Source organism: Glutamicibacter protophormiae, from assembly GCF_016894325.1.
Taxonomy (GTDB): Bacteria; Actinomycetota; Actinomycetes; order Actinomycetales; family Micrococcaceae; genus Glutamicibacter; species Glutamicibacter protophormiae.
The window spans coordinates 720,455-743,787 of the sequence record NZ_CP069806.1 but is presented as its reverse complement, the minus strand read 5'-3'; the positions used below and the strand labels follow the sequence as shown (position 1 = coordinate 743,787).

Sequence of the window (23,333 nt, the reverse complement as noted above, 5' to 3'; positions counted from 1 at the left end):
CCTATGAAGGCTTATCCTGCTTTGAATGGTTCGAAAACGTTCGCCGTCTGGTTTCGAGCGATACACTAACCTGAAGTTACGATAAGGAAAACGCTGGGATCCGCGGAATCACGCTGATCCCAGCGTTTTCTCCTTTCTCGTGTCTGGCTACGCCGCCGTGCTTTTCAACCGCTCCAGGTGCTGGCCGATCAATTCCAGGACCCGGTGCTGGGTGGTGGTGGGCAGGGCCAACAGCTCGAAGGTCTCTTCAACCCCGGCGACGCTAACAGTGTTGCGGGTGCGGGTCGCCAGGTGCGTGAGCAACTCCTGGAAGCCGTAGGCCGACTCCCCGTTGGCCTGGGTGCGGGTGCTGGCCTTCCGGGCCGCTCCCGGTGAGCGTTCGGCCTTCGCCACCGGATCCCCACCGGTGGGCTTGGCTTCATCGGTGTAGGTCAGTTCGGCCAGGGCGGTACGCAGGTGCCAGGTCAGGTGCGCGGCGAGCATGCAGAGGAACACGTGCGCCCTGGTGCGGTCTTCGGTGTAGTGGCGGATCGGACGGATGCCCAGGTCCCTGGTTTTCAGGGTTTTGAAGATTTTCTCCACGTTCGCCAACGGCTTGTAGGTGCGCACCGCCATATCGGCGTCCATGGTGTCCTTGTCCAGGTTGGTGCGGATGTGAGTTGTCATGACCCTTTTATGGTTCATGTCAAGCCATAATCTTCTCCAACTGCCGGTAAATAGACCGTGCGAGATACCGCTTCAGACAACGCTTGATTTCCCGATAAGTGCGTCCTTCAGTTGTTCTTCGTTCAACGTAGGCCTTCGTTGCTTCGTCGAATCTCATCCGGGTTTTGATGATGATGTCCAACGCCATATTCAGTTGTCGGTCACCACCGCGATTTAGTCGGTGTCTTTTGGTATTTCCAGACGATGCTTCCAATGATGAGACGCCTGCAAGCGCGGCAAACGCAGATTCAGAACGGACCCTACCTGGGTGTGAATAGGCCGCCAAAATTATTGCTACGGTGATTGGACCCATTCCAACCTGACTTTGAAAAGTCTGGCGCCAGCTGCTCGTCCAAGACTGAAAGCTCTTTCCTAATCTCCTTCATTGGGTGCTGAGATCGCTGGATCGCCCGGGCCAGTTCCACCGCTTCACCACGGGCTATCCGCTGTTCGACGGTGTCACTTTCTCGAATTCGCCAGTTGCCGATTTCGAGTACTTGTTTATCCGACAATGCCTTACGTGCGTCGATTCCCAAATCAATCTGACGCACCAGCGCGTTCAGTGCGTTGCGGTTGGCAGTGCTTTGCTGTTCTACGCGCCGGCGAGCTGCGAGCAGCACGCTGATAGCTACGCGAGCACCGTCGTTTCGGGGGTGCAGCAGCTGGTCGATGTCTTGGCCGAGAACGCTCATGGCTGCCGCAATAGCATCGATTTGGTCAGTTTTGCCGATGCCGTTTCGGGCCTTCTTGCGCGGCGGCTTCGCCTCCGTCACGCTGATATTCTCATCGGTCAATAGGCGACGGATGTTTGAGCCGTAGGAATTGGTTCCCTCGACAGCTGCCAAGATGTTTCCATGGGAATTGCGGTGGATCCAGGCAATCGCCCGGTTCATGCCGTTGTCTGTGACGGGAAAAGCTTCGCAGCCAGTTCTGGCTCCGGTAACCGTGTTGACGATCGCATAAGTGTGGGTACGCGCGTGCGTATCAATGCCGATGACGAAGTCATATGCTTCTGCGACGATGGCCATAATCTTGAACCTTCTTTCGGGGCAATGTCGATTAGGATGACATCGGTCTGGAAATGGGTTCTTGTCAGGCAAATCTCTAACGAGACACGCGTCGTGCGGGTGCGGTCAACCTTTTATCAAGCCAAGGCAAGTGACTGGACTGATGTCTCCGGCGAGAATGGACTGGTCTTGTTCAAGTCACTTCAAGCCCGAGGACCCCTGTCTGTCAGGGTTGAGTGAGACCACCGATTCATAGCAAACCACCCTCCCCAGACAGGGCGAGAACAGGACTAACCTCCACCATGAGCATCACCTCCATCCATGCAAGCAGCGGAACCATGCCGGAGAATGGGACCATGGATTCCACCCAGCCCCGCCCGGACCAACCGCAGCGCCGCACCATCACCCCGGCCCAGAAGCTCGCCTACCTGCACGGTTACGAACAAGCCATCCAAACCAGCGAGGGACGTGGATACCTGCGCGCCAACGCCCTGTACTCCTCGCAGATCGTGGAGTGGCGCAGGCTGCGCGACGCGGGAATCCTCGACGGGAACACCACCGCCAGCACCGGCAGCGCCGGTGCCACGAAGGGCAAGCTGAGCAAGGAACAAGCCGAAATCGCCCGACTGAAAAAGCAGCTAGCCACCAGCGAGCAGAAGCTGGCCACCACGCAGACCGCCCTGGAAATCATGGGAAAAGCGCACGCGCTCTTGGAACAAATCTGAAAAGAGCGCGGATTCCAAGTAGACGTCCGCGGCCTGCTCACCGACACCTACCAGCAGCTGCTCGGCGTCGGGGTGCCCACCCGGCTGGCCAGCGCCCTGTCCGGGGTCAGCCGGGCCACGATGCACCGTCGCCAGCAAGCTGCCCGGGCTCCGCGGCCGGTTGCTGCAGCACCGCGTCCGGCGCCGGCGAACAAGCTCACCGCGCAGGAGGAAGCCCTGATCTTGGAGACGCTGAACAGCGAGCGGTTCATCGATCAGGCACCCGAGCAGATCTACGCCACCTTGCTGTCTGAGGGGACGTATGTGTGTTCGGTATCCACCATGTATCGGCTGCTGCGCCGTGAGAAGCAAGTGGCCGAACGCTGCCGGCAGGCCCGGCATCCAGCCCGAAAGGTCCCGGAGCTGGTGGCGTACCAGCCTGGAGAGGTGTTCACGTGGGACATCACGAAATTAGCCGGCCCGGCCAAGGGCACCTACTTTGATGCGTACGTGATGATCGATATCTATTCGCGCTACATCGTCGGTTGCCAGGTCCATGCCCGTGAATCAGGAGAACTGGCGCGTGAGTTCATCGCGCAGGTATTCGCCACCGACCAGATCCCCAAGGTGGTGCACGCCGACCGGGGGACGTCGATGACCTCGAAGCCGGTCGCCGCATTGCTGGCAGATTTGGATGTGCTCAAATCGCATTCGCGGCCGAAGGTCAGCAATGATGATCCCTACTCAGAGGCCTGGTTCAAAACGTTGAAGTACCTTCCGGTGTTCCCCGAGCGTTTCGGTTCGCTGGCTGATGCCAGGGATTTCATGGACCGGTTCGTGAAGGCGTACAACGGTCATCACCGCCATTCGGGGATCGGGTTCCATACGCCTGCGGACGTGCATTTCGGGATGACCGGGCATGTTGAGGACCAGCGGCTGGTGGCGTTGCAGCAAGCGTGGGATGCGCATCCCGAACGGTTCGGTCAGCGTCGCATGCCGAAGAAATTACAGATGCCTGAGGCCGCGTGGATCAACGAACCGGTGACGCAGGAGGAAGGTGAAGAGATGCTCGCTGCTTAGCACCCTTTGGTCTCACTTGACTTGAAAATTTCCGGAATACCAAGCAGGCAACAACCTCTACGCGAACAACCGGCTGGACCGTGGCCACCTCGCCCGTCGCGCAGACCTCACCTGGGGACCAGACACCGAAGCGCACCAAGCGAACAAGGATTCTTTCCACTTCACCAACATCACCCCGCAGATGGAGGATTTCAACCAATCCCGACAAGCCGGCATCTGGGGCCTGCTGGAAAATGCCCTCTACGAGGACGTGGAGATCGATGACCTTCGCAGCAGCGTCTTCGCCGGCCCCGTCCTACGAGACGAAGACCAGCACTACCGGGGGTACCAGCTCCCTATCGAATACTGGAAGATCATCCTCTTCGAACAGGCAGGGCAGCTCACCGCCCGAGTGTTCCTCCTCACCCAGGACCTGGGCCGGCTACGAGTGCTGATGGCGTTGGATGAGTTCCGGGTCTACCGAGTAACTGTCACCGAAGTGGAAGAACGCACCGGTCTGCTGTTCCCGAGCACAGTGCATGAGGCTGATGAGCTGCTGCTGGCCCAATCCAGCTCGCGGAGCCCGCTCGAGGTGACTAGGAGCTTACACAAACTTCCTGACAGTTCATTTTGCTTTCAGCCCCGCTGTTTCCATCGGGAACGATTCACTTCACAATAGTTGCCATGGACTATGACAACCCGCTGATCCTCGACGACGTTGCTGCATGGCGTGCTTGGCTTGATGAAAACGAAGAAACCAGCGACGGGGTCTGGCTGCTCGTAGCCAAAAAGGGCACCACCGAACCAACATCCCTGATGGTTGCCGACGCGCTGCAGGAAGCATTGTGCAGCGGATGGATCGACGGGCAGCGCCGCAGCCGCGACGAAGTAACATTCCTGCAGCGCTACACTCCCCGCCGCAAGGCGTCAGTCTGGTCGGAGAAAAACACGCAATTCGTGGCAGCGCTGATCGAGCAGGGCAGGATGCGCCCACGCGGACAGCTAGAGATCGACAAGGCGAAGGCGGACGGCAGGTGGAACCGCGCCTACCAAGGGCAAGCGACGGCTCAGGTTCCCGAAGACCTGCAACGCGCCTTGGATGCGCAGCCCTCTGCCAAAGCCGCCTTCGAAGCGCTGAAATCCCAGCCGCGCTATCACATCCTGCATCAGCTGATGATTGCCAAGACCGAGAAGACCAGAGCTGCGCGCATCGCACGTTTTATTGCGCAATTGGGCGAAAAGTCCGAGTGACGCGCGCTGAATAACGATGTCCAAGTATTTCCGCATGGTCTATTGGCGGCTTGACTCGGCTTCATGAAGAATCCTTTAAGTGTTCTCCACACCCGTTTCATTTGCGTAGACCATGAGGAAATCTGTGAGGGAAAACAAAGGACCGTTCTAGTCATCGGGCTCTTGCTGATCCCAGAATTTCGCCTCATTGAAATCGCAGCCGAGGTACCGCATCATGCATCAACTGATGATTGCCAGAACCGAGGAAACCAGAAGCAACAGGTTGGAGCGATTCGCCTCTGGAATGAATCGCGAAACCCCTTGATCAGACAAGGGTTTTACTCCGCCGTCAGCTGAACGATTGACTTAGGTGACCTTTTCTACGAGCTGTCGAATATAGCGAGTAGACTCTGAGTTATTCAGGGGGTTGCCCCCACCGACCCGAGATGAGTTACCTCGGATCGCCATGATTTTCGAAGGGAGTTCAGAATGCAGCTTGATGGCAAGGTCATCATTGTTACGGGTGGCGCGTCCGGCATCGGCGGGGCCATCAGCCGCGTCCTGCTCCGCCGCGGGGCCAAGGTCGTCGCAGTGGACCTCAACGCCGAAGCAGGAGCCAAGCTCAAGGAAGAAGCCGGCGACTCGCTGGCCTTCATCGCCGGCGACGTCAGCAAGCAGGAAACCGCAGATGCAGCCGTTGCCGCAGCCGTGGAGAACTTCGGCGGACTGAACGGTCTGGTCAACAACGCCCACGCTTCCCGCCAGGCCCCATTCACCGACCTAGACCAGGCTGCCTGGGATCTCTCGTTCAACACCGGATTCCTGGCCACCCGCCAGTTCATGCTCGCCGCCTACCCGCATCTGAAGGACAACGGCGGTTCAATTGTGAACTTCGGCTCCGGCTCGGCCATGGTGGGCCAGCCGACCCAGGCCGCTTATGCCTCGGCCAAGGAAGCCATCCGCGGCCTGTCCCGCGTGACCGCCAACGAATGGGCGGCCAACAACATCCGCGTCAACGTGGTGTCGCCAATGGCGCTGACCGACGGCGTCAAGGCCTGGAGCCAGGCCTTCCCAGACCTGTACGAACAGTCTCTGACCAAGGTTCCGCTGGGCCGCTTCGGCGATCCCGAGACCGACGTCGCACCTGTTGTCGCATTCCTGCTTTCGGATGACGCCAAGTACGTCACCGGCCAGACTCTCATGGCAGATGGTGGTGCCAATAAGCTCTACTAACCTCTAGACCTCTTTCCTACATTTCAGGCTCCGGGATATTGCCCCGGGGCCTGAACTGTTTAAGGGCCTAGCGTCTGACGGACTCGGCAATCATCGCTCCCGCATGAAGCACGGCCCCGGATACCACCAGCAATCCGCCGCCCACCGGTTCACCCAGCACGAATATGCCCAAGCCGATCAATACCAGTGTCCAGCCGACAACCATCGTCGCTGTGGAACCTGCCGTGGCCTTTTTGCCAGTACGCTCTGAAGTTTGGGTCATGGCCAGATTCTATCGGCTGGATCATTTCTGCACCGATGAATAGCGACAAATAATTCATTGCGCCGCCAATTCGGCCCGTTACCTTGTTGATAGCTCCCTCACCCGAGGATGATGGGAGCTGTCGGCCGGCCAATCCCGGCATGGTGTCTTGCCCCTGCATATCCAATAGTCCGGGGTGTTGCCACCGGGATTGGATGGCAGCGAGGTGCTTGCTAATCAGGGGCACGGCGCCAGGAACACTGGACGCCAGTCGTAACGTGGGTGTAAGGCTTTGCTACCGACGGTTGGTCGACCTTGAACAATTAATCGGTTCAAAGGAGCACCGGTCATGAACACCACGGAAATCGATATTTTCCTCGGGCTCGACGTCGGAAAAACCGACCACTGGGGCTGCGCCGTGACGGTGGAGGGCACCACCATCTGGAATAAAACCCTGCCCAACGACGAAGCAAAGCTCACCAAGGTCTACCAGGATCTCAGCGCCCACGGCACCGTCCTGGTGGTCGTGGACCAGCCAGCCACCATCGGTGCCCTGGCCGTAGCGGTGGCCCAGCACCTGAGTATCACCGTGGCCTATCTGCCCGGGCTGACCATGCGACGGATCGCGGACATGTATCCGGGCACGGCCAAAACCGACGAAAAGGACGCGTTCATCATCGCCGACGCGGCCCGCACCATGCCGCATACGCTGCGCAGCCTGCAGGTCTCGGACGAGGAAGAAGCAGCCCTGGGCATGCTCACCGGCTTCGACCTGGATCTCTCCCGCCAGATCACCCAGACCAGCAACCGGATCCGCGGGCTGTTCACCCAGATCCATCCCTGCCTGGAGCGGGTGGTGGGTCCGTGGCTGGAGCATGATGCGGTGCTCGAAGTCCTCGCCGCCTGGCCCACCCCAGCCCAGTTGCGGCATGCCGGCAAAGCACGGATCGACGCGAAACTGACAAAGCACGGAGCCCGCCGGCACACCGCCTGGGCCGGCGCCATCCTGGACGCCGTGGATGAGCAGACAGTGGTCGTGGTTGGCACCGCGGCCGCCGGGCTGGTCGTTCCCCACCTGGCCCGGCAGCTGATCGCCCTGCATGCCCAGCGGGCGGACGTGGCCACGCATCTTGAAGCCATGGTGGAGGCCCACCCTCTTTGCCCGGTCCTGACGTCCATGCCCGGGGGTTGCGGTCAGGACCACTGCGATCTGCATTGCTTCAGCCCTCCGGCAAGACCTTTGATAGTGCCGCCGCCTTGGCTTCCTATGCTGGGTTGGCGCCCGTCACCCGCCAGTCGGGCACCTCGATCAAGTCCGAACGCGTCAGCCATTCAGGCAACAAGAGATTGAAGCGAGCGTTGTTCCTTTCGGCCTTCGCGTCCATCCGTTTCGACCCTGCCAGCCGCGCCTATTATGACCGGAAACGGGCCCAGGGAAAACGCCATAACCAGGCGCTCATCGCGTTGGCCCATCGCAGGCTGACAGTGTTGTTCGCGATGATCCGGGACGGGTCACTTCACGATGCTCCGGTGGTGGATGCTGCTTGACAAAATACATAGGGGCACCCCCCGGTTTGTCCCGCCGCAAGGCAACGGGACACAATAGCCAGATACCGACCGAAGATTGGAAGCACCGTGACCCTGCGTGTTCTCGTCCCCTGGCAGCGACTCGTCGACGCGTTGCAGATTCCCGGGATTGAACCGATCCTCTGGCATATCAACGACGATCCCGAGGATGCACCGGAAGCCGAGGTGCTGGTCACCGAGCGCCCATCGAACACCGAGCGCCGGACCCGCGTCGCACGGATCAAGGGCCTGCAGCACGTGCACCTCTTGTCCATAGGCTACGAGTGGGTGCTGGAGCATCTGCCGCAGCAAGCCACACTGACCAACTCCCGCGGCGCGGTGGAAGACGCCACAGCGGAGCACTGCCTTGCCTTGATCCTAGCCAGCCTGCGTGAGCTGCCCAAGGCCCTGGAACAACAGCGTGAACAGCGCTGGGAACGCATCTGGACGTCCTCACTGCACGGTTCGACAGTCCTGCTGCTGGGAGCTGGAGGAGTCGGCAGTGCCGTTGCCGAGCGTCTTGCCGCGTTCAAACCTGCACAGGTCATCACAGTGGCGTCGAAGGCCAGAACCCTGGACGATGGCACGGTCGTCCACGGCATCAGCGAAATCGAACAGCTGCTTCCCCTGGCAGACATCGTCATCGTGACTTTGCCCCATACCGTCCGAACCGAAAAACTAGTCAATGCAAACTTCCTTGCACGTCTGGGCGACGGCGCGCTGCTGGTCAATATAGGCCGCGGCCCCATCGTCGACACCGAGGCGCTGCTGCAGGAGCTGGACAAGGGGCGTCTCCGGGCGGCGTTGGATGTCACAGATCCGGAACCCCTGCCATCCGGTCACCCGCTGTGGACCGCACCGAATTGCGTGGTCACCCCTCATATGGCCGGCGACACCGGAGAATTCCTCAAGCTGGTCAGCGAGCTGGCCATCGCACAGGTCCGCGGGATCTTCGTCGGCAAGAAGCCCTTCAACATCGTGACCGACAGGAACTAGCGGGGGCGCGCCATGCTCAACCCGGCGGTGACCAATTTCTTGACCAGATCCACGGTAATCGGCGCAAGGGTAACGCCCAACGGGCCGTGACCGGCAGCAACAACCAGGTTGTCGAACCCGCGGCGTTCAATGATCGGCACGCCGCTTGCGGTCATCGGGCGCGCGCCCAGCCACCGTGTCAGCTCTTCCAAATCTGCGAGCGCCGGAACGACTGCCGCCGCGTGCTTGCGTAGCTTGTCAATATCGCGGTCAGCGGGAGCCGACCCCGAAGCCGCGCCAAACCTCATGCCTCCGGTAATACGAACGCGGCCAGGCATGGGGCTGATCACCACGTGATCCTCAATTCCCATCAGCGCGCGATGCAGCTGGTTTTCCGGATCCGCCAATGTGACCGACCAGCCATAGCCCGGTTCGACCGGCACCTTGATATCCAGCAGCCTGCCCGCGGCACGGCTGTCGGCACCGGTGGCCAGCACTACCTGCTTGGCGCGGATATCACCTACGTCGGTCACGAGATCCGTGATTCGTTCGCCGTGCTTCCCGTATCCCGTCACTTGCGCACGAATGAGCCTGGCTCCGTGGTCCATAGCATCTTGCAGCCAGCGGCGAGATGCGGCCTCCGGGTCAAGGAACGCTTCATCGGGGAACCAGATCCCTCCAGAGACTTCGTTGCCCAAGCCAGGCTGGAGCTCGTCTGCCTGGGCACGGCCAACAACTTCGCATTTCGCTCCGGCTCTTTGCATTCGCTCGGAATCTCCGTGCAGTGCATCGCGGTTCCCCTGGGCGGTCGACAACCACAACCAGCCTTGAACCGTGAGCCCCAGATCGAGACCGCTGTCCTGGAGTTCGTGATAACGCTGAAGGCTTCGGGTCGCCATCGAAAGCAATTTTGCGGTATCCCGCTTAACGCGCCCAGGACGGGAAGCGGAGGCGAAACTTGCAAGGAACTTTAACGTCTCGATGCCGAGCGGACGAGAGAAAGTCACCGGTGCGTGGTCGCCGCCGAGGGATTTCAGGCCTTCCCAGAGGTTTCCGGGGGTCGACATCGGCGTGGAGTAGCTCGGGACCACCAGTCCGGCATTTCCCAGTGAGGAACCCAGCCCGGGATGCGGATCGATGACTACGACATCAAGCCCTTCCCTGCTGAGCGCACTCGCCAAGCCGGATCCTATAATTCCGCCACCGACAATTGCGACGTCCGCCCGATCAAGGCTCATGAAGGTGCTCCTCAAGTTGCTACGCTCCATGCGTGAGATGGCATGCCTCGGCATCCGGATACCCACTCCATGAATTTTGTATTGTGTTATACCTTACACATTATTGATCCGATATTTAAGTTTTTCAGCGGTTCACGCATCGCAGGGTATGCGGATGATTCCCGCGTCAAACGAACGTGATAAACAAGTAGTATGACTACAAGCAACCACACGCCCCTCCGAGCCGTCAGCCTTAGAGAGCAGGCGCGGAATGCGATTCGCACCTCTATCGTGATGGGCGAGATTGCACCCGGGAAGGTGGAAAGCGTCGTTAAGGTCGCAGCGGAACTGGGAGTCTCCATCACCCCTGTCCGAGAAGCAGTCATGGATCTGGCCAACTTGGGTATCGTCGAAGTCATTCGAAACAAGGGTTTCCGCGTACCCCAGCTAACCGATCAAGATCTAGATGAAATCTTCAAGATTCGCACCATGCTCGAAGTTCCGGCGATGCGCGAAGTTGCGGAAAAATTCGGGGATCGCGAGCCCGAACCGTTCCGCCTCCTCGCCGAGGACATCATTTCTGCCGCCAAATCGGGTGACGTCCGCGCCTTCCTGGAAAGCGACCGCCTGTTCCACAAGGCCCTGCTTGAAACGCTCGGAAACCGACGCTTAGTGAACACCGTCGAGCAGCTGCGTGACCAGGCGCGAATGCAAGGGCTGCAGAAGCTTGCAGACCACGGCGATCTAACCGAGTCCGCGGTCGAGCACTTGGAAATCCTCGAAGCCATCACCGCCCACGACGGCGAATGCGCCGCTGCACTTATGACCAAGCATTTGGCGCACAGTCGCGGCATCTGGGCTGACCGCCCGGAACCTTCGGGTAGCTAACTGCATCACTCGGGCCGGAACGCTTGCCGTTCCGGCCTTTTTCTAACCCTCTTGGCATATATCAAGTGTTGTGTAATATATAACACAACACTTGATGTGGATCACAGCCTGCCCCGCGCATTTTGGCAGAGCTGATCACAAGATCAGTCTCGAAGGAAACACACATATGAACACCAAGATTTCTCCGCTGCAGACATTAACTATCGGACTAATGCTCCTCGCCATGTTCCTCGGCGCAGGCAACATCATTTTCGCGCCCCTTGTCGGGCAGCAAGCTGGGCGGTCATCAGTCGTCCCCATGGCTGGATTCCTGCTGACAGGTGTTGGACTCGTACTGCTGGCCATCATCGTCCTCGCCCGGGCTGGCGGGCGTGTGGAACCGCTGTCCGATCGCGTGCATCCATGGTTCTCCCGCGGGTTCTGCGCCTTGATGTTCCTTGCACTGGGCCCGCTGTATGTCATTCCACGCACCGGCTCGGTGGTCTATGAAATCGCCATCAAGCCGCACCTGGATATTTCCCCTGATGCAAGCCGTATTATCCTGCTGGCCTTCTCCACCGCATTCACCGCGCTGACAATCTACCTGTCGCTGGACACCGGCAAGCTCGTGAATCGGCTGGGAAAGCTCATCACCCCTGTTTTTTCGGTTCTACTGCTGCTCATTATCGGTAAGTCATTCTTCACCCCGATGGGAACCCCGCAGGATCCCGTGGAGCCATACCTGTCCGGAGCCTTCCTCAAGGGATTTACCGAAGGCTACTTCACCATGGACGCCTTGGCTGCACTGGTGTTCGGCGGCGTGTTCATCCAGTCGATCCGGGCCGTGGGAGTCACCAAGCCGAGTGAAATCACCAAGGTGTTCATCAAGGCTGGCATCATCACCGTCATCGGCCTGTCGTTGCTGCACATCTCCATGGCATGGATCGGCGCCTCCAGCGTGGAAGCCATTGGGTACCTGGACAACGGCGGAGCAGTGCTTGCCGAGTCCTCGCGCTACCTGCTGGGCACCGCCGGCGTTGTTGCCATGGGCGTGATCGTCTTCCTGACCGGCGTCACTACCAATATCGCCTGCCTGTCTTCGGTCTCCGAATACTTCGGAAATACGATGCCATCGATTTCCTACCGCGTGTGGGTATACATCTTCGGCGCGGCAGGACTGCTTTTCACCAACTTCGGACTGGAAATCGTCCTGGAAACCGCGATTCCGCTGCTCATGTTCCTCTACCCGCTAGCCATCACGCTCATCCTGCTGGTCTTGTGCAACCGGCTTTTCTCGGGATACCAGTCCGTCTACGTCGGAGCAATGATCGGAGCCGGAATCATCGCGGTCTTCGACGCCGTGAAATCCACCGGATTCTTCGTCGAGCAGATCGACAGCGCCCTGGGATTCATTCCGATGTTCCTCCAGGGCGGAGGCTGGATCATCCCAGCCCTGATCGGAGCTGGCGTGGGGTATGTCGTTGCGCGCTTGCGCAAGGAACAACCGCGCAGCTACGAACCCCGGCCCGAAGCAGCGACCCCCGCGCCGCAAACAGCCAGCCCGGCTGGCCACCCCGCCGCAAACTAGCAAGACCGCAACCCCTGAAGAACGAAGTGAGAACCAATGCAAACCACTGCAAGTACCGCACCGATCTGGTACTCCACGGAGCAGGTCCGCGAAGCAGTCAGTCCGGATGATGCCCGGCGCCTGATCGAGAATGCCCTGGCAGGCGGATTCGATCCGGCTTCGGATCCCGACCGAACCAGCAAGCCGGCCGGTTCTGGAGAGCTGCTGTTGATGCCGGCCACCATCGGCGACTGGTCAGGGATCAAGGTCGTTTCCGTGGCGCCTGAGAACCCGGAGCACGGCCTGCCCCGCATCCAGGCAACCTACCTGCTCATGGATTCCAAGACGCTGTCCACCCAGGCGCTGCTGGAAGGCGCCATGCTCACCGAGCTTCGCACGCCCGCCATGTCCGCTGTGGCAGCCGATCATCTGGCCCCAGCCGGGCCGTGCACACTCATGGTCTTCGGCACTGGCCCACAGGCCTGGGGCCATATCGAAGCGATGTCTCGTATCCGTCCTATCAGCCAGGTGCTGGTCTCGGCCCGCAACGAGCAGCGAATCGAGGACCTGGTCCAGCGGACCAAGCAGTTCGGATTGCAGGCGCGGGCGGCGGCGCCCGCTGAGGTGGCCCAAGCCCAGATCGTCGTCTGCGCCACGAGCGCCAGGGAACCGCTTTTCGACGGCGCCCTGGTCCAGCCGGGTGCCTGCGTGGTGGCGATGGGATCCCACGAGCCAGGAGCACGGGAGCTGGATGCCGATCTCATGGGCCGCTCCGTTGTCATTGTCGAAGACCCGGCGACCGCCCTGCGCGAAGCGGGCGACGTCATCCAGGCCATCGCCGACGGCACGTTGGGCCGCGACGGCTTCTCAACGGTCAGCCAACTTGTCAGGGGCGAGGTCGCGCGCAGCACCCAGCGGCCGAACGTCTTCAAGGGCACAGGCATGGCTTGGCAGGATCTCGTGGTCGCAGTAGGCGTCCATGAACATTTTGCCAGCCGAGCGTAAGCTCGTCCTTTTGGGGGGGCCGTCCCTTCGGGGACGGCCCCGCAGCCGTGTGCAGACACGCAACCAACAGCAAAACATTCTTCCCTGCCCGGTGTCATCTAGGCTGGATCCTACGATGGATATCAGGGAAAAAACACACCAGAGTGGCGGCCGCGACCGAGCCATCGCCGAGCCGCGCGTAGCCAACGAAGACGAATTCCGCGTCGACATCGAGCGGATCCGCTTCTCCCCCTATTTTTCGCGTCTGTCTTCGGTCACCCAGGTGATCCCGCAGGCGGGCTCCGGCACGCTGGTGCACAACCGGCTGACCCACTCGCTCAAGGTGTCCGCGGTGGCCCGCTCCATCGCCATCAGGCTGCGGACAGCTGACGAAGCAACTAGAAGACTAGTCAGCGAGTTGGGTGGCTGCGACCCGGTGGTCGTGCAGGCCGCCGCGGCGGCGCACGACCTCGGCCACCCGCCGTTCGGCCATTTGGGCGAGCAGGAACTGGACCGGGTGGCCCGCAGCGTGCTCCGGCTTCCGGACGGTTTCGAGGGCAATGCGCAGACCTTCCGCATCCTCACCGCGCTGGATAGCTGCGACGCGACCGCGCGCGGCATGAACCTCACCCGGGCCGTGCGCGCAGCGGTGCTGAAGTACCCGTGGACCCGCAACGAGTGGCGCGCCCTGGCCCCGCTGGCTCCGGAGCTGCTGCCGCGCGGCGTGGGCATCGATCCCGCGGCCGGTGCCGTGAAGTTCTCCGCCTATGACGTGGATGCCGACGAAATGCGGGACGTGCTCTCGGTCTTCCCGGGCATCGCCAAATACCAGCAGACCGTGGAAAGCTCGGTCATGGATATCGCGGACGACATCGCCTACGCGGTGCACGACCTCGACGACTTCTACCGTGCAGGGGTGCTGCAGTACACCAGCGTCTCCGCCGAGCTGCGCGCCTGGCTGGAGCATTCCACGCAGCTGAACAGCTTGAAGCAGTCCGAGCTGGATGCGCGCCGCCCGGGCCATGCCCTGGAACTGACCTGGCGGCGCACCCGCGCCAAGGATCCATGGATCGCTGAAGCAGATGCCTTCCGTGAATCCGTGGAAAGGGTCGGGCACGACCTGGTCGAAGGCCTGCTCGCGGTGCCCTATGACGGCGGCCTGGAAGCGGACCGGGCGGTCACCGCCTTCACCCGGCGCTGGATCGACCGGCTGCAGGAGTCGGTGTCCGTGGAACGCACCCCGACCGTGCGCAGCGGCCACGTCAGGCTCGGCGACGCGGCCTGGCATGACGTCATCGTATTGAAGTTCGTGCATTCCCGTTTCGTGCTCGAACGCCCGGATCTGGCCGTGTACCAGCGCGGGCAGACCCGCATCATCCGCTCGCTAGCCGAAGGCTTCCATGGCTGGCTCAACGACCCCGACGATGCAGGCCGCGCCCCGCGCCGCCTGCTGGACTCGGTGGAGGCCACCACGGAGGAATACCGGCAGCTGCGCGAAGGCAGCCCGCATCTGTTCCTCCAGGCGGGCCCGGACGAAGTGCAGCGCCTGGGGCAGGCGCGCGCCATCGTGGACTACATCGCCTCGTTCACCGATGCCCAAGCGGTATCGCTGAACGCGCTGCTCACCGGCACCGCAGACAATTTGTGGGAAGCCGGCCGGGGACTCTAGAGCAGCATCCGCGCAGCCCCGTTCCCAGCTGCTGCCCAACGGCTGGGAACGGGACTGCCGTTGCGGCAGCAACGGCTCCCAGCTCCGCACGCATAGAAACAGCCGCCTTCGGAAAGTTCCATCTTTCCGAAGGCGGCTGTTTCTGTGTGTCCAAGAGCTTGCGGGAGGCGATCCCGTGAAGCGGCATGCGGGCTAGGCGGCCAGCTCGACCTTCTGCTCCTTCTTGGAAGCATCCGGGAAGACGAACTTGTGCAAGGCCCACCAGCGGAAGACCATCGCCAGCGCGGTACCGATGATCGGTCCGGAGATGAAGTCGGCGGCTTCCTGGAACAGGAAGGAGACGTTCGGGTAGTGCAGGCCGAAGACCCAACGCGAAATGTACAGCGGAGCCGAGTTGATCACGATGCCCATCGCGGAGACCGCGAAGAAGCCGATGACCTGGATGCGCTTGCGGTGCGCATCATTGCGATCCTGGAAGGTGTACTGGCGCGAGAGCACGTAGGACACCACGGTCGCCACGGTGTTGGCGATCAGGAAAGCAGTGGTCGGGTGGTCTTCCATCACGGTGTACTTCAAGCCGTAGTTCACGGCCAAGGTCACGATGAAGCAGAACCCACCGACGCCGAGGAAACGCAGGGCACGGACTACCACTGGATTTTCACGTAGAGCCATACTTCTCCTGAGTTCGGTGAGCGCGAAAAAACGCCTAACACACCGATTTTAGTTTCACACTCTGGGAAGAGCCAAAGAGACAGGCGGTTTTCACCTGTTGGTTACCTCGTGGGACTTCGAAAATACCCAGTGCCCACAAGGAAATTTCCTGCGCTGTGTGAGTTGCACCGCAAAACCTGGGAGTCTGCCGAAAACACTTCGCGGCCAGCCGTTTTCAGGTTCCCCGGCCGGTCTGCAGCCAGTTGCAGGTGGCTCGATGTTCCCGGGGGAAGCCGGCGGTTAAATGCCGCACGGCACCATCCCCGAAGGGATGGTGCCGTGCGGCGCGCAACCGGTGAGCGTTACTTGGAGACTGCGTTGGTCAGCAGTTCAAGGGCCTTGTTCAAGGTGGCGCTTGGACGCATGACTGCGGAGGTCTTTTCCTCGCTCGGGCGGTAGTAGCCTGCCAGGTCGACCGGCTTGCCCTGGACCTCGGCGAGTTCGGCCACAATGGCTTCCTCGTTCTCGCCCAGTGCCTTGGCGACGTCGGCGAAGGCCGATGCCAGCTCGGTGTCCTTGTCCTGCTTGGCCAGTTCCTCGGCCCAGAACTTGGCCAGGTAGAAGTGGCTGCCGCGGTTGTCCAGCTCGCCGACCTTGCGCTTCGGCGACTTGTCTTCCAGCAGGAAGGTGCCGGTGGCGGCATCCAGGGTGTCTGCCAGGACCTGAGCGCGGGCGTTGTCGGTGGTGACTGCCAGGTGCTCGAAGGAGGCGCCCAGCGCCATGAATTCGCCCAGCGAGTCCCAGCGCAGGTGGTTCTCGTTGACCAGCTGCTGGACGTGCTTCGGTGCGGAGCCGCCGGCTCCGGTCTCGAACAGTCCGCCGCCAGCCAGCAGCGGCACGATGGACAGCATCTTGGCCGAGGTGCCCAGTTCCAGGATCGGGAACAGGTCGGTCAGGTAGTCGCGCAGCACGTTGCCGGTGACCGAGATGGTGTCCTCGCCCTTGCGGATGCGCTCGATCGAGTACTTGGTGGCCTCGATCGGGGACAGGATCTCGATGGTCAGGCCCTCGGTGTCGTGCTCCTTGAGGTACTCGTTGACCTTGCCGATCAGCACGGCGTCGTGGGCGCGGTGCTCGTCCAGCCAGAACACGATCGGGGTCTGGGAGGCGCGGGCGCGGTTCACGGCCAGCTTCACCCAGTCGCGGATGGCGATGTCCTTGGTCTGGCAGGCGCGCCAGATGTCGCCGGCGAAGACCTGGTGCTCGATGAGCACGGTGTCGTTCTCGTCGACGATCTGCACATGTCCGTTGGCGGCCAGTTCGAAGGTCTTGTCGTGGGAGCCGTATTCTTCGGCCTTCTGGGCCATCAGGCCGACGTTCGGCACGGTGCCCATGGTGGTCGGGTCGTAGGCGCCGTTGGCACGGCAGTCCTCGATCACGGCCTGGTAGACGCCGGCGTAGGAGGAGTCCGGCAGCACGGCCAGGGTGTCTGCGGTGTCGCCCTTGGCGTCCCACATCTTGCCGCCCAGGCGGATCATGGCCGGCATGGAGGCGTCGACGATGACGTCCGATGGGACGTGCAGGTTGGTGATGCCCTTGTCGGAATCGACCATGGCAACGGCCGGGCCCTCTTCCAGGCCCTTGGCGATCAGCTTCTCCACGCCGGCGCGCACGTCGTCGGAGAGCTCGTCCAGGCCGTTCAGAATGGCGGCCAAGCCGTTGTTCGGGTTCAGGCCGGCTGCTGCCAGCTCGTCGCCGTAGGTGTCGAACAGTTCGGAGAAGTAGGCCTTGACGACCTGGCCGAAGATGATCGGGTCGGAGACCTTCATCATGGTGGCCTTCAGGTGCGCCGAGAAGAGGACGCCTTCTTCCTTGGCACGGGCTACGGAGGCCTTCAGGAAGTCCTGCAGTGCGGCAACGTGCATGACGGTGCCGTCGATGACTTCGTCCTTGAGCACCTTGAAAGGCTTCTTCAGGACCTTGACTTCGCCGTCTTCGCCGACGAAGCGGATGGAGATCGACTTGTCCTTGTCGATGACGATGGACTTCTCGTTGGAGGCGAAGTCGTCGGCGCCCATGGTGGCGACGTTGGTCTTCGAGTCCGAGGCCCAGGCGCCCATGGAGTGCGGGTACTTGCGGGCGTAGTTCTTGACCGACAGCGGTGCGCGGCGGTCGGAGTTGCCCTCGCGCAGCACCGGGTTCACGGCGGAGCCCTTGATCTTGTCGTAGCGGGCGCGGACGTCGGTCTCCTCGTCGGAGGAAGGGTTGTCCGGGTAGTCCGGCAGGGCGTAGCCGGCGGCCTGCAGTTCGGCGACGGCGGCCTTCAGCTGCGGGATCGACGCGGAGATGTTCGGGAGCTTGATGATGTTCGCTTCCGGGGTCTTGGCCAGGTCGCCAAGCTCGGCCAGGGCGTCGCCGATGCGCTGCTCTTCGGTGAGGTAGTCCGGGAAGGTGGCGATGATGCGGCCGGCCAGCGAGATGTCGCGGGTCTCCAGCTCCACACCGGCGGTCGAGGCGAAGGCCTCCACGATCGGCAGGAACGAGTGGGTCGCCAGCATCGGCGCTTCGTCGGTGTGGGTGTAAATAATCTTGGCCATAGGTGTGGCTTCTCCCTGAACGTCGTGCGGAAGCGGGGTTATCCGCCCTGAACTCAACGTTCCAAATCTACCCGATTTTGCCTCGCGCCACACTTTCCGGTCCCGAGAAATTCGCCGAAAGAGCCCGAATATTCGCCCAATTGCCGGGCTGGACGGCCTACGAGCAGTTCGTCACATTTAAGTTAATCACCGATAACTCAAGCGCGTTATTCGCTATTCGGATGGCTCCCCCACCAGCGCCGCCAGCGAGGCCACGACCCTGTCGAACAGCTCCAATGGATCCGCCGGCCGCCCGGCGCGCTCTTCGGCTCCGAAGCACTGCCAGGTCACGCGCCATGCGGTGGCCAGCGTTTCGCCAACCAGCAGCGCCTCCATGCGCGGCAGCAGCCCGCGGCCCACCAGGTACTCGGTCACCGCTGCCACCAGCTCCTGCTCCTGCCTGGTGGCGACCAGCAGCAGCCTCGGCTCGACAGCCATCAGGCGGGAGACACGGCGGAATTCGTTGCCCCCGACCTCATGCAGCAGGATCTCGCGGCATGCGCCGAGCAGGACGCGCAGCACACCCGCGCCATCGGCCCCCGAGGGAATTTCACAGGCCATGATGGCCTGCGAGAACTCGCCTTCGGCCGGAAGCATGGCGGCCTCCAAGGAGGGGACGTAGCGGAATATGGTCCGCTCGGAGATGCCCACGCGCCGCGCAATCCGCCCCGCGGTCACCGCGTCGAACCCCTGCTCCTCCAGCAGGTCGAGGGCCGCGGCCCGGATGCCCCGCAGCGTCGCTGCCTTGCGTTCATCGCGGATTCCCACCGTGCACTCCTAGCGTTCAAGTCCTCTGCTGCCATGCTATCCCGGCAAGTACCGCTTGCTTTCTGTCACAGTATGACAGATTTATCGTAAAAATGTGGCAGAGTATGACAGAGTTTCACTTCAATCATCCGAGAACGAGGTCCCCCGTGCCCACCGAACACCCTCCGATCGACATCGCCGCGCCTCCCGCCGCGCCGTCGCTGTCCACCCGGCAGATCACCGGCGTCATCACCGCATTGGCGCTGGCTGCCTTCATGATGATCCTCAACGAAACGGTGCTGACCGTGGCGTTGCCGGGGATCATGTCGGACCTGCAGATTTCCGCGGCCACCGGCCAGTGGCTCACTACCGGTTTCCTGCTGACGCTTTCGGTGGTCATCCCCACCACGGGATTCCTGCTCCAGCGCTTCAACCACCGCTCGCTGTTCCTGGTCGCAGTCATCAGCTTCATCCTGGGCACGGCGGCCGCGGCGCTCGCTGCGAGCTTCGCCATGCTGCTTGCCGCGCGCATCGTCCAGGCCCTGGGCACGGCCATCGTCCTGCCGTTGCTGATGACCACCACGCTGACATTGGTGCCGCCGCAGCGGCGCGGCACCATCATGGGGCTGAATTCCATTGTCATCGGCGTGGGACCGGCCATCGGCCCGACGGTCGCCGGCGCGGTCGTGCACGCATGGGGATGGCACTACATCTTCGTCATGATGCTGCCCATCGCCGTGCTGGTGCTGGCGCTGGGCGCGGTCTTCCTCAAGGTTCCCTCGTCCGCCAGGAAGATCCGCGTCGATGCCGCCTCGGTGCTGCTGTCGGCCTTGGCCTTCGGCCTGCTGGTCTACGGAATCTCCAGCATTGAGCACGCGGCGCAGAACCCTGCGACGACCATTGCCTGCTTCGTTGCGGGAGCGGCATCGCTGGTTGTGTTCATCCGCCGCCAGCGCGCCCTGGCAGCCAGCGGCCGCGAGCTGCTGAACCTGTCGCCTTTTGCCTCGCGGACCTTCCGCTTGGCCATCGTGCTGATCATGATCGCCTTCGGCACCCTGCTCGGTTCGCTGATGATCGTGCCGATCCTGCTTGAATCCGGTCAGGGCCTGGATTCGCTGACCATCGGCATCATGCTGCTTCCCGGCGGGCTGGTGCAGGCCGTGGCCGCGCCGATCTTCGGCCGCATCTACGACCGCCACGGGCCGCGCCCGGTGCTGATTCCCGGCGCGGTGCTGCTGGCAGCAGGCCAGTGGCTGTATGTGTCGGTGCGCGTCGACAGCCCGTTGTGGCTGTTCATGACCGCGCATATCGTGTTCTCGATCGGTTTTGCGCTGCTCATGACCGGGCTGATGTCCTCCGCCATGGCCTCGGTGGATCCGCGCCTGTTCGGCCACGGCTCGGCCATTTTCAATACCGGCCAGCAGCTGGGCGGCGCCATCGGCACAACGATTTTCGTGACGGTTCTGACGCTGCTGTCCAAGGCGCAGCTGGCCTCCGGATCCGGCGCGGCCCAGGCGCTGTTCGGCGGGGCGCACATCGCGTTCATCATCGGCGCCGCACTGGCCACCCTGGCAGTGGTCCTGACGCTGTTCATCGGGCGGGGCGCGGCGCAGCCGGCACGATAGCCGTCCACGGTTTTTCCCCGACGACGGCCTGCGGTTTCCCAGCCTGCTTCAAGGTTCCGATGCGCCATCCATGCCGCTCGCTAGGGTGGGGGCATCTGCCGGTCCCGGCGGATGCCGAACAGCTTGTGAGATCGGCACAGTACCGAAGCAAAGGGAGAGAACATGGGCAGCAACCACGACGAAACCGTCGCTCCAGACAAGACCCCTGATCCGCACGGAAAAAACACCACCGTGCCGGACTCGCCGACGTCGTCCCCGATCCCCTTCGCCCACCCCGGGCAGGACGAGGACAAGAAGGATTCCACCAAGGGTTCCGAAGACTAGTCTCTTGCGCAACGGCAATGGGCCGGCAGGTACCTCATGTACCTGCCGGCCCATTGCCGTTGCCAGCGCCGAGGCTACCCCTCGGCAGGGAACCTGCCCCAGACCCGGTGCGCGGCGACCAGCTCCGCCAAGGTGCCGGCAAGCGCCTGGGCATCGACCAGTTCCACGCCGGGGGCTTCGCCCGCGATGCCTGCGGCGCTCAGCGCCCCGAAGGACGCTTCATCCAGGCACAGGATCGGCTTGCTCTGCCGGTACGCCTCCTGGACCAGCAGGACCACGCGGGGGTCGGCCGCCGGGGAGTCGGAGACGTCTGCCCCGGCCTTGGTATCCAGCGGCACCCGGGCATCCCCGACCGGAGGCAGCGCCCCGGCCAGCACCAGCGCGTCGAATTCGATGGACCGCGTGGTGAAATACGTCCGGTCGATCTCCAAGCCCGAGTCGGTGGCCCCGGCGTGCGGGGCGACGATCAGCGGCGTCATGCCCTTGGCACTGATCGCTTCGGCGAGCGCGCGGTCCTGCGGATAACCCCGCAAGCCCACGACGATTCCGATCTGCCGGCCGTCCACCGGCCAGCTGGAACCGATCTGGGACAGCGCCGAGCTGGTTGGCAGGTCCTCGACGTCCAATTGGGCGGCCGGGGCTTCCAAGCCCAGCGCGGTGGCCACCGACGCCGCCAGGTCGCCGTCGATTTCCGCCAGGCACTGCACCTGGCGTTCGCGGATCGCTGCATCGGTGCACTTGCCCAGCTCAAAGCTGTAAGCCTGCTTGATGTGCTCGCGTTCCTGCGCGCTGAGGCTGCGGTAGAACAGCCGGGCCTGGGAATAGTGGTCCGAGAAGCTGACCGGTTCGCTGCGCTTCTTGGCTCCAGAGGTTTCCTGCGGGTATTCCAACGCCGGGAAGCTCTGGCCCTCGGCGAGGTCCGCCATGAACGGGCAGCCGCCATCCAGGGAATTGGGCTGATAGGGAGCTACCCCCTCGTGGATGTTGTGCTGGTGGAACCCGTCGCGGAACATGTCGTTGACCGGGTTCTTGGGCTGGTTGACCGGGATCTGAGAGAAGTTCGGCCCACCCAGCCGGGTCAGCTGGGTATCGAGGTAGGAGAACAACCGGGCCTGCAGCAGCGGGTCGTCGGTGATGTCGATGCCCGGCACCAGGTGGCCGGGGTGGAAAGCCACCTGCTCGGTTTCGGCAAAGTAGTTGGATGGATTGCGGTCCAGCACCATCTTGCCGATCAGCTGCACCGGGGCCAATTCCTCCGGCACGAACTTCGTCGGGTCCAGCAGATCGATGCCCTGGAAGGTGGCGGTGCCGTCGTCCTCGAAGAGCTGGACCCCCAGCTCCCACTCCGGGAAGGCGCCGGCCTCGATCGCGTCGGCCAGGTCGCGACGGTGGAAATCCGGGTCCGCACCACCGGCAAGCTGCGCTTCTTCCCACGTCAGCGAGTGGACCCCGAGCTTCGGTTTCCAATGGAACTTCACCAACGAGGGCTTGCCCTCCGGGTCGATAAGACGGAACGTGTGTACGCCGAAGCCCTCCATCATGCGATAGGAGCGCGGGATGCCGCGGTCGCTCATGTTCCACAGGGTATGGGCCTGCGCCGGGGTATGCAGGGACACGAAGTCCCAGAAGGTGTTGTGCGCCGACTGCGCCTGCGGGATCTCGCGATCAGGCTCGGGCTTCACCGCGTGGACGACGTCAGGGAACTTCATGCCGTCCTGGATGAAGAACACCGGGATGTTGTTGCCGACCAGGTCGAAGACGCCTTCGTCGGTGTAGAACTTGGTGGCGAAGCCGCGGGTGTCGCGGGCGGTGTCCATGGATCCGCGTGATCCGGCCACGGTGGAGAAGCGGACGAACACCTCGGTCTGTTTTCCGGGCTTCAGGAAGTCGGCGGCGCAGAAGTCCCCGGCGTTGCCGTAGCTGGTGAATGTCCCATGCGCCCCGGCGCCGCGGGCATGCACCACGCGTTCCGGGATGCGCTCGTGGTCGAAGTGCATGATCTTTTCACGCAGGTGGTGGTCCTGCAGCAGGATCGGCCCCCGCTCGCCCACCTTGAGCGAGTGGTCGGTGTCGCTCAGCGGAGAGCCCTGGCTGGTGGTCAGGTGCTCTGCGCTTTGGCTGGGGGCTTTGCCCTCCCGATTCTTTCGAGACTCGGTTGGATGTGCTGATTCATTGGTCATTGCATGCTCCTTCGTCCTGGAATTCGTGCGGAATGCCTTCGGCTGCCCCGCGCGGCGCTCCGCGATGCGGCGGACAGCAAGGTGATTGCCACGCTATGGGCTCGGGCAGGGCGTTTCCATGAAGTCTGCCGATTCCCATGGTCCTT

At 62.3% G+C, this 23,333-nt stretch carries 18 protein-coding genes and 3 pseudogenes; 13 read left to right on the top strand and 8 right to left on the bottom strand.

From position 1 onward, the window contains the following. Nucleotides 1-147 precede the first annotated feature (147 nt). Nucleotides 148-666 (bottom strand): hypothetical protein, encoded by a 519-nt coding sequence (locus tag JQN66_RS03595; RefSeq protein WP_204676660.1) that lies wholly within the window; start codon nt 664-666, stop codon nt 148-150. 19 nt (nt 667-685) lie between these two features. Further along, nucleotides 686-1,733, bottom strand: a pseudogene (locus tag JQN66_RS03590) (transposase). 281 nt (nt 1,734-2,014) lie between these two features. On the opposite strand from JQN66_RS03590, the pseudogene JQN66_RS03585 reads away from it, so the two are divergent. The 5 genes and pseudogenes from JQN66_RS03585 (at nt 2,015) to JQN66_RS03565 (ending at nt 5,938) form a co-directional block, all read left to right on the top strand. After that, a pseudogene (locus tag JQN66_RS03585) lies at nt 2,015-3,496 on the top strand (IS3 family transposase). 73 nt (nt 3,497-3,569) lie between these two features. Then, nucleotides 3,570-4,154, top strand: coding sequence for a DNA/RNA non-specific endonuclease (locus JQN66_RS03580; protein ID WP_204677470.1), 585 nt, complete (start codon nt 3,570-3,572; stop codon nt 4,152-4,154). Between the two features lie 5 nt (nt 4,155-4,159). Next, nucleotides 4,160-4,726, top strand: coding sequence for a YdeI/OmpD-associated family protein (locus JQN66_RS03575; protein ID WP_204676659.1), 567 nt, complete (start codon nt 4,160-4,162; stop codon nt 4,724-4,726). A gap of 214 nt (nt 4,727-4,940) precedes the next feature. Further along, complete coding sequence (locus tag JQN66_RS03570) at nt 4,941-5,030, top strand: hypothetical protein (protein ID WP_239464128.1); 90 nt, start codon at nt 4,941-4,943, stop codon at nt 5,028-5,030. Between the two features lie 164 nt (nt 5,031-5,194). After that, nucleotides 5,195-5,938, top strand: a complete 744-nt coding sequence (locus JQN66_RS03565) for an SDR family NAD(P)-dependent oxidoreductase (protein ID WP_204676657.1) — start codon at nt 5,195-5,197, stop codon at nt 5,936-5,938. A 67-nt stretch (nt 5,939-6,005) separates the two neighbouring features. On the opposite strand, the gene JQN66_RS03560 is transcribed toward JQN66_RS03565, so the two are convergent. Beyond that, complete coding sequence (locus JQN66_RS03560) at nt 6,006-6,200, bottom strand: hypothetical protein (protein WP_204676656.1); 195 nt, start codon at nt 6,198-6,200, stop codon at nt 6,006-6,008. Between the two features lie 328 nt (nt 6,201-6,528). Between JQN66_RS03560 and JQN66_RS03555 the strand changes: the two are divergent. Next, nucleotides 6,529-7,727 (top strand): annotated as a pseudogene (locus JQN66_RS03555) (IS110 family RNA-guided transposase). An 87-nt stretch (nt 7,728-7,814) separates the two neighbouring features. Next, complete coding sequence (locus JQN66_RS03550; RefSeq protein ID WP_204676655.1) at nt 7,815-8,741, top strand: 2-hydroxyacid dehydrogenase; 927 nt, start codon at nt 7,815-7,817, stop codon at nt 8,739-8,741. On the opposite strand, the gene JQN66_RS03545 is transcribed toward JQN66_RS03550, so the two are convergent. Continuing rightward, entirely contained in the window at nt 8,738-9,958 is a 1,221-nt protein-coding gene (locus JQN66_RS03545) for an NAD(P)/FAD-dependent oxidoreductase (protein ID WP_204676654.1), read from the bottom strand. The genes JQN66_RS03550 and JQN66_RS03545 overlap by 4 nt on opposite strands. Nucleotides 9,959-10,150: 192 nt before the next feature. On the opposite strand from JQN66_RS03545, the gene JQN66_RS03540 reads away from it, so the two are divergent. The 4 genes from JQN66_RS03540 (at nt 10,151) to JQN66_RS03525 (ending at nt 15,024) form a co-directional block, all read left to right on the top strand. After that, complete coding sequence (locus JQN66_RS03540; RefSeq protein ID WP_204676653.1) at nt 10,151-10,825, top strand: GntR family transcriptional regulator; 675 nt, start codon at nt 10,151-10,153, stop codon at nt 10,823-10,825. A gap of 166 nt (nt 10,826-10,991) precedes the next feature. Further along, nucleotides 10,992-12,392, top strand: a complete 1,401-nt coding sequence (brnQ, locus tag JQN66_RS03535; RefSeq protein WP_204676652.1) for a branched-chain amino acid transport system II carrier protein — start codon at nt 10,992-10,994, stop codon at nt 12,390-12,392. A 36-nt stretch (nt 12,393-12,428) separates the two neighbouring features. Further along, nucleotides 12,429-13,376: an ornithine cyclodeaminase family protein gene (locus JQN66_RS03530; protein ID WP_204676651.1), complete on the top strand. Its 948-nt coding sequence runs from the start codon at nt 12,429-12,431 to the stop codon at nt 13,374-13,376. A 115-nt stretch (nt 13,377-13,491) separates the two neighbouring features. After that, nucleotides 13,492-15,024 (top strand): deoxyguanosinetriphosphate triphosphohydrolase family protein, encoded by a 1,533-nt coding sequence (locus JQN66_RS03525; RefSeq protein WP_204676650.1) that lies wholly within the window; start codon nt 13,492-13,494, stop codon nt 15,022-15,024. Nucleotides 15,025-15,216: 192 nt separating this feature from the next. On the opposite strand, the gene JQN66_RS03520 is transcribed toward JQN66_RS03525, so the two are convergent. From JQN66_RS03520 to JQN66_RS03510, 3 genes are all read right to left on the bottom strand, one after another. After that, nucleotides 15,217-15,696 (bottom strand): GtrA family protein, encoded by a 480-nt coding sequence (locus tag JQN66_RS03520; protein WP_047118351.1) that lies wholly within the window; start codon nt 15,694-15,696, stop codon nt 15,217-15,219. A 341-nt stretch (nt 15,697-16,037) separates the two neighbouring features. Continuing rightward, nucleotides 16,038-18,272, bottom strand: coding sequence for an NADP-dependent isocitrate dehydrogenase (locus tag JQN66_RS03515; RefSeq protein WP_204676649.1), 2,235 nt, complete (start codon nt 18,270-18,272; stop codon nt 16,038-16,040). A 213-nt stretch (nt 18,273-18,485) separates the two neighbouring features. Continuing rightward, complete coding sequence (locus JQN66_RS03510) at nt 18,486-19,079, bottom strand: TetR/AcrR family transcriptional regulator (RefSeq protein WP_188949003.1); 594 nt, start codon at nt 19,077-19,079, stop codon at nt 18,486-18,488. 146 nt (nt 19,080-19,225) lie between these two features. On the opposite strand from JQN66_RS03510, the gene JQN66_RS03505 reads away from it, so the two are divergent. Both JQN66_RS03505 and JQN66_RS03500 read left to right on the top strand, forming a co-directional pair. Next, nucleotides 19,226-20,683: a DHA2 family efflux MFS transporter permease subunit gene (locus JQN66_RS03505; RefSeq protein WP_239464127.1), complete on the top strand. Its 1,458-nt coding sequence runs from the start codon at nt 19,226-19,228 to the stop codon at nt 20,681-20,683. A 162-nt stretch (nt 20,684-20,845) separates the two neighbouring features. Next, nucleotides 20,846-21,007: a hypothetical protein gene (locus JQN66_RS03500; protein ID WP_204676647.1), complete on the top strand. Its 162-nt coding sequence runs from the start codon at nt 20,846-20,848 to the stop codon at nt 21,005-21,007. Nucleotides 21,008-21,081: 74 nt separating this feature from the next. On the opposite strand, the gene JQN66_RS03495 is transcribed toward JQN66_RS03500, so the two are convergent. Continuing rightward, nucleotides 21,082-23,187 (bottom strand): catalase, encoded by a 2,106-nt coding sequence (locus tag JQN66_RS03495; protein WP_204676646.1) that lies wholly within the window; start codon nt 23,185-23,187, stop codon nt 21,082-21,084. Between the last annotated feature and the right edge of the window lie 146 nt (nt 23,188-23,333).